Annotated in this window: 1 protein-coding gene; it reads right to left on the bottom strand. The window is 62.2% G+C overall.

What is annotated here, in order from left to right:
* Positions 1-249 (bottom strand): amino acid permease (locus J5M56_RS26055; protein ID WP_207938196.1); only part of this gene is annotated, 249 nt, incomplete at both ends.

Below are 249 nucleotides of genomic sequence, written 5' to 3'. Positions count from 1 at the left end.
GCAGCGACACCGCCAGCCCAATACTGATCAGCAAGCCCCCCCAAGGGCCGACGATATGCTCCAGCACCGAGGCCAGCGACGGGTTCTGCAAACCGGCCAGTTCCGGTTGGGTCATGACCCCCAGCGAAAGCACGTTGACCAGCACCAGGAACAGCAACACGGTGATGAAGCCGATGACCGTGGCCTTGCCCACGTCGGAGCGTTTTTCCGCCCGTGACGAGAAGATGCTTGCGCCTTCGATGCCGATGA

Source organism: Pseudomonas sp. 51_B, from assembly GCF_017491595.1.
Classification (GTDB): Bacteria; Pseudomonadota; Gammaproteobacteria; order Pseudomonadales; family Pseudomonadaceae; genus Aquipseudomonas; species Aquipseudomonas promysalinigenes.
This window is presented reverse-complemented; position numbering and strand designations above follow the sequence as displayed.